Source organism: Halonotius sp. GCM10025705, from assembly GCF_042662885.1.
Classification (GTDB): domain Archaea; phylum Halobacteriota; class Halobacteria; order Halobacteriales; family Haloferacaceae; genus Halonotius; species Halonotius aquaticus.
The window spans coordinates 874,525-887,757 of the sequence record NZ_JBHSZD010000001.1 but is presented as its reverse complement, the minus strand read 5'-3'; the positions used below and the strand labels follow the sequence as shown (position 1 = coordinate 887,757).

The 13,233-nt window shown below is 62.5% G+C and carries 18 protein-coding genes, 1 tRNA gene and 2 pseudogenes; 11 read left to right on the top strand and 10 right to left on the bottom strand.

Going from position 1 to position 13,233, the window contains the following annotated elements; translation table 11 throughout:
- Positions 1 to 29: 29 nt before the first annotated feature.
- Positions 30 to 1,078, top strand: a pseudogene (locus tag ACFQJB_RS05055) (NAD(P)/FAD-dependent oxidoreductase).
- A gap of 49 nt (positions 1,079 to 1,127) precedes the next feature.
- Positions 1,128 to 1,931, top strand: coding sequence for a CehA/McbA family metallohydrolase (locus tag ACFQJB_RS05050; RefSeq protein ID WP_379724655.1), 804 nt, complete (start codon positions 1,128 to 1,130; stop codon positions 1,929 to 1,931).
- 9 nt (positions 1,932 to 1,940) lie between these two features.
- On the opposite strand, the gene ACFQJB_RS05045 is transcribed toward ACFQJB_RS05050, so the two are convergent.
- The 3 genes from ACFQJB_RS05045 to ACFQJB_RS05035 form a co-directional block, all read right to left on the bottom strand.
- A complete protein-coding gene (locus tag ACFQJB_RS05045) occupies positions 1,941 to 2,315 on the bottom strand; it encodes a response regulator transcription factor (protein WP_120103095.1) in 375 nt (124 codons plus the stop codon).
- Positions 2,316 to 2,394: 79 nt separating this feature from the next.
- Complete coding sequence (locus tag ACFQJB_RS05040; protein ID WP_379724652.1) at positions 2,395 to 2,874, bottom strand: hypothetical protein; 480 nt, start codon at positions 2,872 to 2,874, stop codon at positions 2,395 to 2,397.
- 331 nt (positions 2,875 to 3,205) lie between these two features.
- A tRNA-His gene (locus ACFQJB_RS05035) sits at positions 3,206 to 3,278 on the bottom strand.
- Between the two features lie 132 nt (positions 3,279 to 3,410).
- Between ACFQJB_RS05035 and ACFQJB_RS05030 the strand changes: the two genes are divergently transcribed.
- The gene (locus ACFQJB_RS05030) at positions 3,411 to 3,863 is read left to right on the top strand and encodes a DUF5814 domain-containing protein (RefSeq protein WP_379724649.1); all 453 of its coding nucleotides are present in this window, start codon (positions 3,411 to 3,413) and stop codon (positions 3,861 to 3,863) included.
- A 1-nt stretch (position 3,864) separates the two neighbouring features.
- Here the strand turns inward: ACFQJB_RS05030 and ACFQJB_RS05025 are convergent, their stop codons facing one another.
- From ACFQJB_RS05025 to ACFQJB_RS05015, 3 genes are all read right to left on the bottom strand, one after another.
- Positions 3,865 to 4,290 carry a ribbon-helix-helix protein, CopG family gene (locus tag ACFQJB_RS05025; RefSeq protein WP_120103092.1) on the bottom strand — a complete coding sequence of 142 codons (426 nt, stop codon included), beginning with the start codon at positions 4,288 to 4,290 and terminating at the stop codon, positions 3,865 to 3,867.
- 136 nt (positions 4,291 to 4,426) lie between these two features.
- Positions 4,427 to 5,119: an RPA family protein gene (locus ACFQJB_RS05020; protein WP_379724646.1), complete on the bottom strand. Its 693-nt coding sequence runs from the start codon at positions 5,117 to 5,119 to the stop codon at positions 4,427 to 4,429.
- Between the two features lies 1 nt (position 5,120).
- A complete protein-coding gene (locus tag ACFQJB_RS05015; RefSeq protein ID WP_379727958.1) occupies positions 5,121 to 6,050 on the bottom strand; it encodes a replication factor A in 930 nt (309 codons plus the stop codon).
- 210 nt (positions 6,051 to 6,260) lie between these two features.
- Between ACFQJB_RS05015 and ACFQJB_RS05010 the strand changes: the two genes are divergently transcribed.
- Positions 6,261 to 6,581 (top strand): DUF7091 family protein, encoded by a 321-nt coding sequence (locus ACFQJB_RS05010; RefSeq protein WP_379724643.1) that lies wholly within the window; start codon positions 6,261 to 6,263, stop codon positions 6,579 to 6,581.
- On the opposite strand, the gene ACFQJB_RS05005 is transcribed toward ACFQJB_RS05010, so the two are convergent.
- Entirely contained in the window at positions 6,578 to 7,090 is a 513-nt protein-coding gene (locus ACFQJB_RS05005) for a Tfx family DNA-binding protein (RefSeq protein WP_120103089.1), read from the bottom strand. The genes ACFQJB_RS05010 and ACFQJB_RS05005 overlap by 4 nt on opposite strands.
- A 75-nt stretch (positions 7,091 to 7,165) precedes the next feature.
- Positions 7,166 to 7,714: a TRAM domain-containing protein gene (locus tag ACFQJB_RS05000; RefSeq protein WP_379724640.1), complete on the bottom strand. Its 549-nt coding sequence runs from the start codon at positions 7,712 to 7,714 to the stop codon at positions 7,166 to 7,168.
- A gap of 90 nt (positions 7,715 to 7,804) precedes the next feature.
- On the opposite strand from ACFQJB_RS05000, the gene ACFQJB_RS04995 reads away from it, so the two are divergent.
- Complete coding sequence (locus ACFQJB_RS04995) at positions 7,805 to 8,476, top strand: hypothetical protein (RefSeq protein WP_379724637.1); 672 nt, start codon at positions 7,805 to 7,807, stop codon at positions 8,474 to 8,476.
- 12 nt (positions 8,477 to 8,488) lie between these two features.
- On the opposite strand, the gene ACFQJB_RS04990 is transcribed toward ACFQJB_RS04995, so the two are convergent.
- Positions 8,489 to 8,827, bottom strand: coding sequence for an SWIM zinc finger family protein (locus ACFQJB_RS04990; protein WP_120103086.1), 339 nt, complete (start codon positions 8,825 to 8,827; stop codon positions 8,489 to 8,491).
- A 71-nt stretch (positions 8,828 to 8,898) separates the two neighbouring features.
- On the opposite strand from ACFQJB_RS04990, the gene ACFQJB_RS04985 reads away from it, so the two are divergent.
- The 6 genes from ACFQJB_RS04985 to ACFQJB_RS04960 all read left to right on the top strand — a co-directional run bounded on the left by ACFQJB_RS04985 (position 8,899) and on the right by ACFQJB_RS04960 (position 12,227).
- Positions 8,899 to 10,029 (top strand): tRNA (guanine(26)-N(2))-dimethyltransferase, encoded by a 1,131-nt coding sequence (locus tag ACFQJB_RS04985; protein ID WP_379724634.1) that lies wholly within the window; start codon positions 8,899 to 8,901, stop codon positions 10,027 to 10,029.
- 68 nt (positions 10,030 to 10,097) lie between these two features.
- Positions 10,098 to 10,901: a YihY/virulence factor BrkB family protein gene (locus ACFQJB_RS04980; protein ID WP_379724631.1), complete on the top strand. Its 804-nt coding sequence runs from the start codon at positions 10,098 to 10,100 to the stop codon at positions 10,899 to 10,901.
- A gap of 72 nt (positions 10,902 to 10,973) precedes the next feature.
- Positions 10,974 to 11,267, top strand: a complete 294-nt coding sequence (locus ACFQJB_RS04975; RefSeq protein ID WP_379724628.1) for a hypothetical protein — start codon at positions 10,974 to 10,976, stop codon at positions 11,265 to 11,267.
- Positions 11,268 to 11,269: 2 nt separating this feature from the next.
- Positions 11,270 to 11,464, top strand: coding sequence for a hypothetical protein (locus tag ACFQJB_RS04970; RefSeq protein WP_379724625.1), 195 nt, complete (start codon positions 11,270 to 11,272; stop codon positions 11,462 to 11,464).
- A gap of 110 nt (positions 11,465 to 11,574) precedes the next feature.
- Positions 11,575 to 11,958, top strand: a complete 384-nt coding sequence (locus ACFQJB_RS04965; RefSeq protein ID WP_120103084.1) for a transcriptional regulator — start codon at positions 11,575 to 11,577, stop codon at positions 11,956 to 11,958.
- 68 nt (positions 11,959 to 12,026) lie between these two features.
- The gene (locus ACFQJB_RS04960; protein WP_120103083.1) at positions 12,027 to 12,227 is read left to right on the top strand and encodes a hypothetical protein; all 201 of its coding nucleotides are present in this window, start codon (positions 12,027 to 12,029) and stop codon (positions 12,225 to 12,227) included.
- A 5-nt stretch (positions 12,228 to 12,232) separates the two neighbouring features.
- On the opposite strand, the pseudogene ACFQJB_RS04955 reads toward ACFQJB_RS04960, so the two are convergent.
- Positions 12,233 to 13,176 (bottom strand): annotated as a pseudogene (locus ACFQJB_RS04955) (biotin--[acetyl-CoA-carboxylase] ligase).
- Positions 13,177 to 13,233: the final 57 nt, after the last annotated feature.

The window sequence follows — 13,233 nt, the reverse complement described above, 5'->3', positions numbered from 1 at the left end:
TTTTACCGGCTGGCGCGCTATCGGTCTGTATGTCCACAGACGACGAGAGTCGCCTCTGTATCGTGGGTGCCGGACTCGCCGCGGCGGGGATGGCCGACGCACTCAGCGACGAGCCGGTGTCGGTTACGGTGCTCGAAAAGAGCCGCGGCGTCGGCGGCCGCGCCGCGACCCGTCGCCGAGACGGCTGCCGGTACGACCACGGCGCGAACTATATCAAAGACAGCGACGAGCGAACCCGTGAGCTGCTGAAGTCGCTTGGGGCCGACGGCCTCGTCGACATCGACGCACCGGTGTGGCCCTTCGACGGCGAGGGCACGATCTCGGAAAGCCAGCGGCCAGAGTCACACAAATGGACGTGGGAGGCCGGGATCACCCAACTCGCCAAGCGACTGTTTGGCCGCACCGATGCTGAGATCAACAAAGAAACCCGCGTCGACGCACTCGAAGAAGGCGACTCAGGCTGGACAGTGAGTGATACGGACGGAGCAACCCACGGCCCGTTTGATGCGGTCGTGTTGACACCGCCGGCCCCCAGACGGCCGACCTCCTGCGGGCGACCGAACTCGTCGATGGCGACGGCGACCTCGCCGCGGCCATCGATGCCGTCGATCAGGTGCCGTATCGGACGATTCGATCGCTGCTGTTGCACTACCCCTTCGAGATCGATCGCCCATACTATGCCTTGGTCAACGACGACCGCGACCACGACATTGGCTGGCTGGCCCGGGAATCCTGCAAACCCGGCCACATACCGGACGGCGAGGAACTACTGGTCGTCCAGATGGCGCCCGACTGGTCGACAGCAAACTACGATAAGCCGGTCGACGACGCCGCAAGCGAGGTTGCTGCGAAGGCCGCCAGGCTCCTCGATGACGACCGCCTCACGGAACCGGACTGGGTCGACGATCAGGGCTGGCGATACGCCGTCCCGGATGCTGGCGTCGACAGCGAAGCCGTCGAGCCGCTGGAGGCACACGGTCTCTATGTCGCCGGCGACTGGGTTGTCGGCGAGCCACGGGCTCACGAGGCCCTGTGGTGTGGCGTCGACGTTGGCAAGCGGCTGGCGGCGACGGTGTGATCGACGCCGAGTGCCGAGCTTTTTGTTCGTGTAGGGCGTTTTGAATCGTATGTCAACCCTCCAGCTCGATTTTCACGTCCACTCGGAGGGCTCCTACGATGGCCACGAGCCGGTCGACCTCATCCTCGAACACGCCGCCGACATCGGGCTCGACGGCGTCGTCATCACCGACCACGACGTGATCCACGAATCCAAACGTGCGGCCGCTCTCGCAGCCGACTACGGACTTATCGGGATCCCCGGCGTTGAGGTGTCAACCGCCCACGGCCACCTGCTTGCGATCGGCGTCGATGAGATGCCGCCACGCCGTGCGCCGTACGATGAAACGGTCGCGTGGATCCGCGACCACGGCGGCGTCGCCATCGTCCCCCATCCATTCCAGCGAACCCGCCACGGCGTCCGCAAGAAGAACATCCCCGATGTGGACGCGATCGAGACGTTCAACGCTTGGCTGTTTACCGGCTACAAGAACCAACGCGCTCGGCGGTACGCCGAGGCCTACGGCTACCCGACTGTCGCCGCCAGCGACGCCCACACGCTGCCGTACGTCGGGCGAGCGTACACAGAGATCACGATCCCGGAAGTCGATCGCGAGGCGGTTACACGCGAGGATGTGCTCACGGCGATCCGCAACGGCTCAACGGCGGTGCAGGGACGACGGGCGCCGGTGCCGATGGCGGCCAAACATTACGCGATCGGTGCAGCCAGAAAAAGCGGCTACTACGCGAAGGCAGGCACACTACAGACGGCTTCCTATGCCAGATTTGGGACACTCAAGAGCGGGTCGCTCCTCAGAACAGGCGTCGAAAAGGGCCTCGCGGGGATGGAAAAGCTGGTCGCAGCACTGCGATAACGAGGTGGATTAGCGGGTCACCGGGAAATCAAGCACGTCGTCGAACTCTTCACGGAGGGCTTCGGTGTCGACCGGTTTTGTCACATAGCCGTCGGCACCGGCGCGGGCAGCCTCTCGCATCTTCTCGTTTTGGGAGACGCTCGTCACCATCACAATCGTCGTTTCTGGGGAGCGAGATTTGATTCGGCGGAGGGATTCGATGCCGTTGAGCTCCGGCATCATGATATCCATGGTGATGACATCCGGGCGCTTCGCCTCAAAGACCTCGATGGCCTCCTTCCCGTTTTTCGCCGTCCCGACGACATCAAACCAGTTCCCGATCGTATTCGAGACGATATTTCGCTGAAACGAGGAGTCATCGACGACGATCGCCCGCTGGGTCATAGCGGTACGTTACTGGGCGACTATATAATGGTTGCTCATCATGTTTCAGTAGTGGATAGTGTCGATTGCGGTGCCCATATCAGTCGTCTTGTGATCGCGGCCGAAAAGAGAGCGTTGGGCCGTCGAGGTACCAGCCACGGAGAAATCGGCCGAGTACCCACAGTCCGGCGACGAATGAAATGATGTAGAGATACCGCAGTTCCCATGACGCTTGGAGAAGGGCCCGGTCGACTGCAACAGTGTCAGGCGACTGCAACGTTCCGTGAGCACCAATTTCAGCCCCGATCGATGCGTCAGCCACCGGCTCACCGGTTAGCGTGAATCGAACACGTTGCCCACGTGGTTCGGCTTCGATGATGACAGGATCAGTTGCAACGACCGTTCCCCACACCGTCACCGTGTCACCGACGAGGGCATCACCACCGGTTGCGATAGCTTCGGGACCGGGATATCGCCCGTCTGCCGCATGTGGCACAAGCGTGCCATGCCACACTGAGAGACCGGCCAACAGCCCAACGAGGAGTGCGACGGCGAGCAGTCGGCGGCCGCGAGGCGTCATTGACCAGTATATCGACAGCACGCTCAAAGCTATTGGGATCACAAATTAGAGCAGAAAGATCCAGGGGCGAGAATCGAACCGAAGCCAGACGTGCTCGCTGACGCTGCGCGCGACTGGCAGGGTTCGATCTCTTCAGATGGACTTGTAGCTCCTCGCGTAAGTTCTCGGAGCAAAAGGTCCAGGGGCGAGAATCGAACCTCGGTCGTTCCGCTCGGTATCGCTCACTCCACTCCCTGCTTCGATTCTCTTTCGTTGAACCTTCTCCTCACAGCGTTCTGTTCGCGGTGCTCCATACGGAGCACACGCTCACAAGGAGAGAAGTTCGGAGAAGGTCCAGGGGCGAGAATCGAACCCGCGTCTCAGCCTCCACAAGGCTGAAGGATAGTCCACTACCCTACCCCGGACACGCATTCCATCGTATTCCGTTCGGGAAGATATACGTTACGACTCGGGGACTCCGCGGGAACGCCTGGCATCCAACCGCTGGCCGCCGAGCGCGACGCTTTTGTCGTCGCCGCCGTTACGGGCAGGTAGCTGTGGCCATCACGGACAAGATCTACGTCAAAAACCATCGCCAACTCGCCTCGCAGTTGGACACCAGTTTCCCGAAAAGCGCGTTTGCCGGGGCAACGCTTGATATGCTGTTTACCGGCGATAGCCTCGCCAAACTCGACAGCACGACTCGTGATCGCGTCCTCGATTTCTCGGAGGATTTCCTCGACTGTAGCTGTGAGTCTCACCCCTACTGTGGCTGTGCCGAACGGAAATTCATCGACTACCTGCTGGAGCTTCGCGCGCAAGGATTCGGGCCCGACGCTATCGTCGATGTAATGGGCGACGACTACATGCTGTATGCGTACTCCGGGGATATCCTCTCATTTCTCGACCAGTCAGTCCGCACGCTGGAGGCCGCCGAGGCACTCGCCGACATCGAAGACACAGGCCGGAGCGAAGCGATTCGCACCGCAAAACGTGATCTGACAGGGTAACTTACCCGAGTCGGAAGGTCGGTTCGTCTTCCTCGCCCGTGTCGACCTCTGAATCGAGATCTTCCAGCCGGACGACCTCCTCTTCGTCTTCGGTTTGCTCATCAAGCCGGTCGTGGAGATACGTCACGTACTGTTTGTGCTCTTCGAGCTGTTCGCGGAGGTGGTCGGCCTCAAGTTCGAGCCGTTCGTGTTCGCGGACGAAGCTTTTCGGCACCTCAACTTTCGGCGGGAACGCATCGGTGTCGTCGGCGTCGTCGATGCGCGCTTCGGGGACGACCTCGACTTGGCCATCGTGGGCGACGAGGGTTTCGACGTACTCCCGGAAGACGGCCGACAGCGAGATGTCACGCTGTTCGGCGATCTCCCGCAGTTTCTCGAAGGAATCCTCGTTGACACGGAAGGAAATGGTCTTGTTTTTGTTTCCCATGGTGTGCGCTCAGTTGTCCACATATGGCAGGCGCGAATACTTAATGATTCGTCAGACGCAGCACAGATACGGCGTGTCGACGCGGAACCCACAATAAACGAGGGTAAAAACGGATCGCTAACAGCTACGAGGACAGTTACGGTTGCGGGCTCGGGTCAGCCGTATCGACGGCGTCGCCCTCGGCGTCATCGTCGGTCGCATTCGCAGTATCACCGTCGGTGTCGGCAGCCACATCCGCATCGAGTTCATCCGTTGTTTCGAGACTTTCCAGCCCTTCGACGACGGTCTCAGTGTATTTTGCGACAGCATCGCCGTACTCATCGCCCGCCATGCGGGCGTACTCGTTGCCAGCCGCATCGAAGGCGTCGATCCGGTCGAGTGTTCGGTCAGCGGTTTCGACAACCCACTGATCCCGGGTTGCGGCGTCAACCTCGGTGATTGACTCGGGACGAACGGAGACGTTGATATCGCCTTCGTCAGTTTCGTAGGTGCGGGGCTTGCCGACGACCGCAACGTAAGCCGGCGGTTCAAGCTCTCGCAACGCGCTTGCGGCGTCGGGCTGATACTGACCGGCGTAGACGAAGAACGTCCCCGTCGGATCGACGATCCGGCCGCGCCAGTACTCGTTGTCTTCGCCGACATCCTCGGTTTCGGTGAGGGTGCCGACGACGAAGATCCGGTTGGCGCGCTCGCCGGTCGGCAACAGCAGATAGACCGGCGCGCGGTCGTCGTCGCTTTCCTTGAATGTGTAGCTGGCGTCGTTGAACTCGGCGGCGAACACACGCTGTGCGACCTCGCGGCTGACGGATTCGGATTCACTTTCGCTCATGTTAGATCGACCTCGCTTTGATCAGCACGCTCTCGGCATCCGCTGGCCCGTCGTGTTGGTCGAACTCGTTGGCCAGCACGTAGCGGCCAAGCGTCGGCCCTGTGACGGTGTAATACCGGCCGAGGATGTCGGCACGCATCTCGTCGGCAACGACGGTCGTATCGAGAGCGTCCTTAGCAAGCTGTTTGGCTTCGTCCAGCTCAATACCAGTGAGCTCCTCGGTCGCCTCGCGGTTGAAGATCACGTCTTGTACCGTCTGGCCGTCATCAAGCACGGCTTTGATGCGGAGGTCGAACTCGCCGTCGACCTCGCCGTGTTCGGCACACCGGCCGTTCTGGAGAACGCGCGTACAGTCGTCCTCGGGACAACGTTTGATGAGCCCGCTGCCAGACTGGACATCCACCAACGCACCCTCGACGGTGTCGCTGTTGTCGCCGACCTCGATTTCCTCGTCGATCTCGGTGATCGTCGTCGTGCGGTTGAGTTTGACCGAGTATGTGCCCTCGTACTCGTCGGTGACGACATTCGAGAGCTCGTAACTCTGGCCTTCCGCCAGTTTCTCCAGTTCGGAGGTTTTGAACGCGACGAACTTGATCGTCCCCGATTCGTCGCCCAGCAAACCGACCTGGGAGATGGAGTCGCTGCGGGGATCCCAGAGGTCGACCAGTTTGACGCGGAGGTCGACCCACTGCTCGTCTTGGTCGATCTCGTTGACCAGCACTTGGTCGCTGCCGCCCTGGCTGATCTCGTCGCGCTCCAAGCCGGCCTCTTCGAGGTAGCTGTTTCTGACACTCCGGGTGGCCTCATCGAGGGGGACTTGGTACTCCTCGACGAGCTGTTGGAGCTTGGATTCGACCTCGTCTTCGGTGACCTCGACGTGGTCTGAGAACTGTTCCGCAATCTCGGCTGCGTGTGTTCGCAATTCGGTCATAGTGGTTGCCTCCGCGGTGTTTTCAATGGGAGACATACGTCGATTGATGCTGCATCGTATAAAAGATATGGGGAGCAGGCTGAAAGTGAAATTCGACAGCAGGCGGCGAGGACGAACGACAGCGCATCGACCTCCTCGATGACCCTGCTTCGACCCATCCCTGCGGGCCGCCAGCAACGAGCCTATACCGACTGCCGTCGAAAACCGACCATGGACGAGCGGCTTGAAGCGTTCCTGCGGGAGCGGCTCCGCGCAGTCGGCCGGAACGTCGAACGCACTCGCGCTGCCTTCAGCGAAGGGAAAGTCGGGGGTGACGACGACGCGATCGCAGCGTTGCCGACCGACGATGTCGGCCGTGCGCAACTCGTGTGTCGCCGCCATGCAGTGAAGCGCGCCGCCACGATCGACAGCGAGGGCCGCCCTGCCTGTTTCGACGCCGAGCACGTCGACTGCCGTGGCTGTGTCGAGGATATCGACGCCGGACGGATCGAAACCTGGGAGGCCGACGGAAACCAAAATACCGACAGCTAGTGCGTTGCCTGTCGGACGCGAATCGCGCCCTCCGAAGTGACACTAACGAACAGCCGGGTTCTGACGTTGCGGCCTTTGATCGCCGCGGAGGCCTCATCGCTGATCAATTTCATCAGATCGGGGGCGGTGTAGGTAACCTTCACGTTCGCCTCGTCGGCCGCATCAAAGATCAGATTCGGCACATCATAGAGATCCGTCTCGGCGGGGATTTCGACGCGAACCGGTGCCGACAACGCTTCGGCAAACCCGACCGTCTCGGTCGCCTTCTGAACATTTTCGCGCGCACTGCTCTCGATGTTTGAGACGTTGGCCCGGGAGGTGCCGAGTCGGTCGGCGATATCCCGCTGGCGGAGGCCGTGTTCCCGGAGCGCGAGTACCTCGGCTTGCCGCTGGGTCAACACATTGGTCTCGGGATCGAACCCGATCCGATCGAGGAGTGCGGCCACATCGAGTGACGCGCCGTCCTCGTCCGGTGGCGTTGCGGTTGGCGTGCCATCGCTGTCGGTCATTGCTCACGTATTGTCGGGGAACTGCAAAAAGCTACAGACTTCGTTGTCCACGGCGGCATCGCTCGGTGACCGACCTCAGCCACCCCAGAAGTTCTCGCGGCTACCGAGGCGGTCGCGGTCGGGACGATCTGGACTGTCGTCGCTGTCGTCCGTGTCTCCCTCCTCATCGGCTGATTCCTCGGTATCGCCGTCGTCGTCACCGGTGTCGGCGGCGGTATCCGCATCGTCGGTCTCCTCATCGTCCAAGTCGGCATCGGCGTCTTCCTCGGATTCCTCGTCGGCTTCCAGTGGGAGCCGTTCGACGATCTTCTTTGCGCGGGCGTGACTGCCTTTGACGCGATCGATCCGCACCTTCGCCCGAGCCGGCGGCAGCAACCCATCGACAAACACGATAAACCCATCCTCGGTGCTGCCGACGCCGGCCCCGCTTTCGTGGATATCGTCGATGTCGACGATAACCTCCTCGCCGGGGGTGACCGGCTGCTGTTTGAGTTCGGTGATCGGCATCCCGTAGTGTTGGCACCACTCCGCGCCGCCGCGGTTCTCCTCGTAGTGTTGACACCCCATGCCTTGCATCCGCTCGGAGAAGCTTGGACAGTCCTCCGCCAGTGGACAGTTCGCCATACACCGTCGTAGCGAATCCCCCGTCTAAACGCTTCCGCTGCCGGGATCGAGAACCGCGTGACTCTTTGGCACCCGCCGCGAGGTGGCTGTATGAACCGGTATGCGCCCGAGTTGGCCCTGATCGCCGGGGGAATCCTCGGGGGCGGGATCGGTGGATTCGTCCTTTTTTCACTTGGCGATCCGGCCGCAGCGATCGTCGCCACCGTTGTCTGCTGGTACCCCTTCGGGGCCTACGCGGTACGCACCAGCGACTCGCCGACGGGCGTCTTACCGCCGCGATTCCTTACGATCATCGCCAGCGGTGCATCACTTGTCGTCTGGGGCGGGATCGTTCGCCAACAGCCACCAACCATCGACACGGTCGTGTTCGGCTGGCTGTTGGCACTCGTCGTCTTTCTGCCGGTTGCGGGCTACGCCAGCAGCTACGGCACCCCACCAGCGAGCCTCAAGCCGCGTGTTGTCGTTGTCATAACAACGCTCGGTGCGGCCGGGCTGCTTGCTATCGGAACGGTCGCCGCCACCGGCCCGGCGGCGATCAGCGCGCTGTTGGTCTTCCTCGCCGGCTGGCTGTTCTACGTCGGCGGTGTACAGCCGACACAGCAGCGACGCCGAAACACATTGCTCGGTGGCCTCGGCGTGGCTGCCGGCTTGGTTGTCATCGCCGGAGTCACGGCCGGGCCATCTGAGCCGCTTGTCGCCGCCGCGTTAGTCGCCGCCTTCGGGCCGCTGTTTGGCTATGTGTTGACGACAGATCCGCGGTGAAGTCGCCGCGACCTACATGAAGTCTCGTACGTCAGAGTACCACATATCGTGGTGATCAATCGCATCGATTCGCTCGGCGATCTCGACGGCCAGGGCGTGCCAGCACTGTTCATCCGCGTCGAGATTGTACTGGCTGTCCTTGCAGGTGCAGCCGCCGTCTTCGATCACGTATTCGGATTCGTAGCCGACGACGACGGTAAAATCGCGGTACCGCTTCACCCGTTGTTCAGCCACCGCGTCGATGGCTTTGCCGCCGCGGTCGCCGTGGGCCGAGAGGATGGCGGTAACGATCGCCGGCTGTAGCTCACCGGCCGCATCGAGTGCCGCCCGCCAGTCGTCGACCTCGCTCACAGCGGGCTTACAGGACACCGGGCCTAATCAGGTTCGGTGTCCTTTTTCCGGCGGCGGCACCCACGGTCGCTATGGAACTCAGCGAGGGCGGCGTCGAGATCGACGTCGAGCAGCCACGAGACGGCACCCGGGAGGGCAGCGGCGACGGCGTGTTCTTCAACCCGACGATGGAGCTCAATCGGGATATCACGGTCGCCGTGCTGCGGGCCTACCAGGAGCGGGAACCCCGTGTTGCCACCTATCTCGATGGGATGGCTGCCTCCGGGATTCGTGGCGTGCGAGCCGCAAACGAAGGGTACGACGTGACCTGCTGTGACACCGACAGCGAGGCCGTCGCCCTCGCCAGACAAAACCTCGCTCACAACGATCTCGACGGTGCGGTTGTTGAGCGCAATGTCAACGCCCTCCTGCATGAGGAGATGTTCGATATCGTTGATCTCGATCCCTTCGGCACGCCGATCCCCTTCGCTGACGCTGCCTTCGCTCAAACCCGCAATATGGTCTGTGTGACGGCGACCGACACCGCACCGATCTGTGGCGCGCATCTCAATAGCGGGAAACGCAAGTACAGCGCGGTGCCGCGCAACACCGACTACCACCCTGAGATGGGGCTGCGAACGCTCATCTCCGCGTTAGTTCGGACGGCCGCCCGCTACGATGTCGCCGCCGAACCGATCTGCTCCCATGTCAGCCGCCACTACGCCCGCACGTATTTGGAACTCGACCACAGCGCGAGCCGTGCCGACGACCTGCTCGAATCGCTGGGGTTTGTCCACCACTGCGAGGACTGTCTCGCCCGCGAGCATGAGTTCGGCTGGTATCCCGAGTCGGTGCCCGAGACCTGTCGGAACTGTGGGAGCAATCGCGTCGTCACCGCCGGCCCGATCTGGCTCGGCGGGGTCGCCGACAGCGAGTTTACCGAACTGGTTCGTCAGCAACTCAGCCCAGAATTGGGCGAACGAAAACAGGCTGACAAACTGCTGGCGACGGTCGCGGACGAACTCGATACACCGACCCATTACGACCAACACCGCCTCTGCAAGCAGTGGGGCGTCCCGGCCAACGCGATGGACGACTTTCTTGAGGATCTGCGAGCCGCCGGCTACGAGGCGACCCCTGCCCAATACAGCGGGACGGCGTTCAAAACCGACGCGGATGTCACAGAGATCCGGGAAGCGGCGGCTCCCGACGCCGACAACTGAGCCGCGAGAGATCACCCGCTGAGTCAACACACCAACCCCTTTTCGGCGATCCACGATAACGGACGGTCGTGAACGCGCGAACCCGGACGATCGTGGCGACAACAAAAGCGGTCGTGGCGACGGCCAGAGACAGGGAGATCACGTTTCTGGCCGCCGCGGTCGCCTACTATGCCTTTGTCTCGTTGTTGCCCGCGCTCCTGTTGTTGCTCGTCGTGGCGACAAGCGTCGGCGGCGCGAGCGTCGCCGAACGGCTCGTCACCCTGACCAGTGGGTTTCTCACACCAGCCGGCCAGGAAGCCGTCGCAGGAGCGATTGCGAACGCGCCTGGAGCCGGCAGCGCGACCATCGTTGGGCTCGCTGTCCTCGCCTGGAGTACGCTCAAAGTCTTTCGCGCGCTCGATACCGCCTTTCTGACCGTGTACGGCCAAGGCGACACCGCGAGTCTCGGCGGCCAGCTCCGGGATGCGAGCTTGGTTCTCGTCGGGATCGGCGGCGGCATCGGGATCATGGTCGTGCTTGCGGTCGTGTTGGCCGCGCTGCCGCTCGACACAGGCAGTCGGGTGGTCGGCGTCCTCGGCCTCCCTGCCGTGTTGACGCTGCTCTTGGTGCCGGTCTACCGGCAGTTCCCGAATCCCCCGATACCGATCCGAGACGCCCTCCCGGGAACACTCTTTGCGGCTGTGGGCTGGACACTGCTGCAGGCCGGCTTTCAGCTCTATGCCGCCAGTGCAACCCAGTATACGGCGTATGGGGTTATCGGCGGCATTCTGTTGCTGGTGACGTGGCTCTATCTCGCAGCGAATATCGTCATTCTGGGTGCGATCATCAACGCGGTACTGGCCGGCGTCGACAGCGTGGCGACACCGACCTGAGACAGCACCCACCAGCCGATCGCGGTTCCGGATCGGCAGTTACAACACCCCGGCAACCGAGGTGTCGGATACATGTCGCCTGAGCGAACCGCCGAGGAGTCGATCGCTGACGATGGGGCAGGTGGCGGCGACACCCCCGGTGCCGACGAAACGACCGCCAGCGACGGCGGTCACGTCGAGCCGGAGGGGGCCCCGGATATCAGCGATCTCGACGCCCGTCTTGCGGAGCTTCGCGCGGAGTTCGACGACTTCGAGGCCGATATCGAGGATCGAACCGTCGACAAGCCAGCCCTCAAAGCCGACCTCGAACGCTATATCCGCCGGAAGCGCCGCCGCGGCCACGCCCGCGGCTGGGACCATATCTAGTCTTGTTGTACGGCACCGTCATGACCCTCGGGGCGTTTTATTGGCTCCAGAATGACTGGCTGGCGATCCTCGCCATGGTGATCATCTTTCTGTCGACGCTCGGCCTCTATACCCTGTTTGTGCTTGTCGGCGTCGGGTTCAACGCCCTCGGCGCACCGGGGAAGGCCCTCGATGTCGTCCGCGATCGGCGGGACTGATCGTCGGCTGCTCGCCTGAACTGCTTGGAGTCTATCCCGCCACATCGGCGGCTGACGGGCGTCTGACGCTGGGATAGGCTTACGTAGCTGCCACCCAACACCGAAGACAAATGGTCAAATCCACAGTCAGGTTCTCCGAGACGGTGATGGATCGGGTCGAGGAGCTGGTCTCCGGCGACCAGTTTTCCAGTAAATCGGAGTTCCAGCGGTTTGCCGTCGAGTACGTCCTCTCCGAGATTGACGACTACGAACCCGAAATGCTGGATTTCGAGGACGTCCGCGATGAGGTCTTTCCCGACCACGCTCTGGGTCGCGAGGAGCCGGAAGGCGAGGGTGACGGCGAATTCTATCAGGTCGCCGCCCGCGTCCGGCAGTTTGCTCTCCGCGGTGAGGTCGACACCGCCCGCGAGCTGATCGACACGCAGTATCCCGCGACCGACCCGCGGGCGATGGTGCTCGACGATATCATCGAAACCTATCGCCACGGCGAGTAAGGCTCACCTGTGGCAGTCCAGAGAGCCGGAAGCAGACCGATTATACTCATCCAGCCCCCAGACAGACCATGAGCGAAGATCCACTGGAGACGGTGCAGACGCTGCTTGAATCGGTGATCGAGGAGACCGACGACCAAGAGGTACACTACAAACTGCGCTCGGCACTCCAAATACTGGAAGCCAGCAAGGTGGAGGTCTCAACGCTCAAAGAGGCCGTCGCAGATCACCCCGAACTCGAAGACCGACTCAGCGATCTCGGCTACCTCTGAACTGATTAGACCGGCCGGAGATGTTCACAATCGCCGGCATGGACGACTTCTTCGCCGCTATCGGTGTCGACGACGAGCGCGCCAGGGAACTGAACGTCGACAGCCCTCCCCTCGATTTGCTCGCGGCCGGTATCGACACGCACCGCGCGGCCGAGCGTGCTGCTGTAGGCCCGCCACTGCTCGATGATCGTGTCCGGGGCAGCTACCAACGTCGACAGCGATTCAAGGATCGTCTGGATCACTGCCCGACGATCAACGTCGCCGCCCTGTTCCTGGAGGCTGGTCGCGCCGTCCGGCAACGCCTCGCGTGCGATGTTGGCGTTGAGTCCAATTCCCACGAGGAGCCAGGAAACGCGGTCGGCTTCCCCTCCATCTCGGTGAGAATGCCGGCGAGCTTCTGACCGCCACGGTCGCTGTCAGGGTCGTCGCCGACGAGCACGTCGTTGGGCCATTTGAGCGTCGCCTCAACACCAACGGCGCGGCAGGCGTCGACGACAGCGACGCCAGCGGCTAATGTGACCAGCGGGACATGAGCGGCCGGCAACGTCGGATCGAGCACCGCCGAGGCCCAGATCCCGCCAGGCGGCGAGTCCCATGAGCGCTCAAGTCGTCCCCGACCGCCAGTTTGTTCGTCGGCAACGACGACGATATCGCGGTCGCCGTCGGCCGCGAGCTCGCGGGCACGATCGTTCGTGCTTCCGATCGAGTCGTGGTACTCGACCGTATAGGGCGCGTCGAGTTCATACTCGATTGCGGCCGCGCCGTACGCCGGGACGCTCGTGACGGCGTAGCCGTCCGGTGTGCTTTCGATCTCGAAGCCGGCCTCGCGCAGCGCGTCGACCTGTTTCCAGACGGCGGCCCGCGAAACGCCCAACTCCGCGGCGAGTTCCGGGCCCGTTGCCGGCCCCGCAGCGAAAGCCGACAGCAGTGTTCGGCGCGTCTCGTTCATGTGGCTGGCTTTGTGTGCGGTGGCAAAGAGCCGTCGGATACAAACGGACTGGGGCCG